Genomic DNA, 1,959 nt, shown 5'->3' with positions numbered 1-1,959 from the left:
GATCGTATCCTGCGGCAGCCACTCCAGCGTCGCGTGGGGTGCGAGGGTAAAATGCTGGCGCAGCAATGCCTGCGGTCCACGGCTGCGGTAAAACTTTCCCGCGCCAGGCTGGGTGATTAACGCGTGGCTGTTTTCGTCGAGCGTTACGGCGATATGGAGCTCATCCCCGCCGACGATCCCCGCCGGGGGATGAAGCAAATAGAGATGGCAGACGTCCTCTTCCGGGTAAAACGGGCGCTGAACTGTCAATGGACCATGATGACGCGCCGAGGCGAGCACCGTTTTGTGCCCGGTGCGGGTAAAATGCAGATCCAGTTCGGCCTGCCAGCCCCGTGTGAGTGTCTCGTGCGCAACCGTGTCCAGAGCGTTTCCCTTATCAGCATGAGGGTGTTTGCATACAAAAAAGTATGCCTCAGCGCATCGGGAAATCGATCATATGAGAAGCTTATGGATAAAGGGGCGACAATACGTCGCCCCACCAGGGTTTTACAGTAAAACGAGGGGCATCCAGACCAGACCGGTAATCACCAGCAGCACGAGGAAAATCAGGCCAAAAATAGCACCGAGTCGCCAGTAATCCACTGTTGGTAAATAGCCGCTGCCGTAGTAGATAGGGCTAGGGCCGGTGGCGTACGGGGTCAGAATGCTGCCCAGACCAATGGCGGCGCCGACCATCAGGCAGAAGATCGGTAGCGGGATTTCCGGCATTGCCAGCGCGGCGGCAATCATCATCGGTGCGAGGGCGGAGGTATAGGCTGTGGCACTGGCAAAGAAGTAACGCAGCAGATAGAACACCACGATCAGCGCTACCATCACCATCATCGGCGAATAGCCACTCAGCCCGTTTGCCAGCAGCTTGCCGAACCAGGTAATAAAACCGGTGTTATTGAGCCCAGTGGCCAGCGTGATCAGCGAGGCCAGCCAGAAAAAGACGTTCCATGCGGCTTTATTGCTGACGATGTCATCCCAGCTAATGATGCGCAGTACCAGCATCAACGCCACCACGCTGTATCCGACCATCGCGGCGTCAATATAATCGCCGCCGAAGATCCACAGCACCAGCGCGCCGACCATCAGCACCAGCATCTTTTTCTCGCGAGCGCAGAGCGGTCCCATCGCTTTTAGTTCGGTATCCGCCCAGCGTGGAACCTGATCGCCGGATTTCAGCACCGGTGGATATAACACGTACGCCAGCCACGGCACGATCAGCACCAGTAAAATGCTCAGCGGCAGCATGCCTAAGAACCAGTCACCCCAGCTCAGCGCGGTGTGGGACGCGCCTTTCATCAGACCGATCAACAGCAGGTTCGGCGCCATCGCCGTTAAGAAAATAGCGCTGGTGACGCAGTCGGCGACAATGCCCATCCACATGATGTATGAGCCAATGGAGCGTGAACTGGCGCTATTGGGCTGTGAGTTATACAGCGGCGGCAGGTTGCGGATAATCGGGTAGATTATTCCGGCCCCACGGGCGGAGTTGGAAGGTGTGACGGGAGCGAGGATAAGTTCGGAGAACATCACCGCATAGCCGAGAAACAGCGTCCTATGCCCCATCTTTTTCACCAGCATCAGCGCGATTCGCCGACCGAGTCCGGTTTTCTCATAGCCCGTGCCAAACATAAAGGCCGCGAAGATCAGCCAGATGACCGAGTTTGAAAAGCCAGATACCGCCCACGACAGCGATTTGGCGGTAAATTTAAAACCGTCCTGCGCGAGTTGCTCCGGGCTGAACAGCAGCCACGGAGAAAGGACGGCGATGATCGAAATGCCAATCATCGCCACTACCGCGCCCGGTACAGGTTCCAGAATAAGCCCGACAATCACACCGGTAAAGACGGCAAAATAGAGCCAGGTGTGGCTCTCAAGACCGGTGGGGGCGGGTAGAACAGCAATAATGGCGATGACCACCAGCGGAGCCAGGTATCGCCACCAACCAGCTAAAGGTGCCATTGTTGTATC

2 protein-coding genes are annotated in these 1,959 nt (G+C 57.0%); both read right to left on the bottom strand.

The genetic code is table 11. From position 1 onward, the window contains the following. Positions 1-363 (bottom strand): urease accessory protein UreD (locus FDW94_RS24540; RefSeq protein ID WP_249358647.1); only part of this gene is annotated, 363 nt, incomplete at its 3' end. Between the two features lie 123 nt (positions 364-486). Further along, entirely contained in the window at positions 487-1,950 is a 1,464-nt protein-coding gene (locus tag FDW94_RS19200; RefSeq protein WP_137378095.1) for an anion permease, read from the bottom strand. Positions 1,951-1,959 lie beyond the last annotated feature (9 nt).

This window comes from Citrobacter sp. wls757, from assembly GCF_005280935.1.
Classification (GTDB): domain Bacteria; phylum Pseudomonadota; class Gammaproteobacteria; order Enterobacterales; family Enterobacteriaceae; genus Citrobacter; species Citrobacter portucalensis.
The sequence above is the reverse complement of the archived record's forward strand: the minus strand, read 5'-3'. Positions and strand labels throughout refer to the sequence as shown.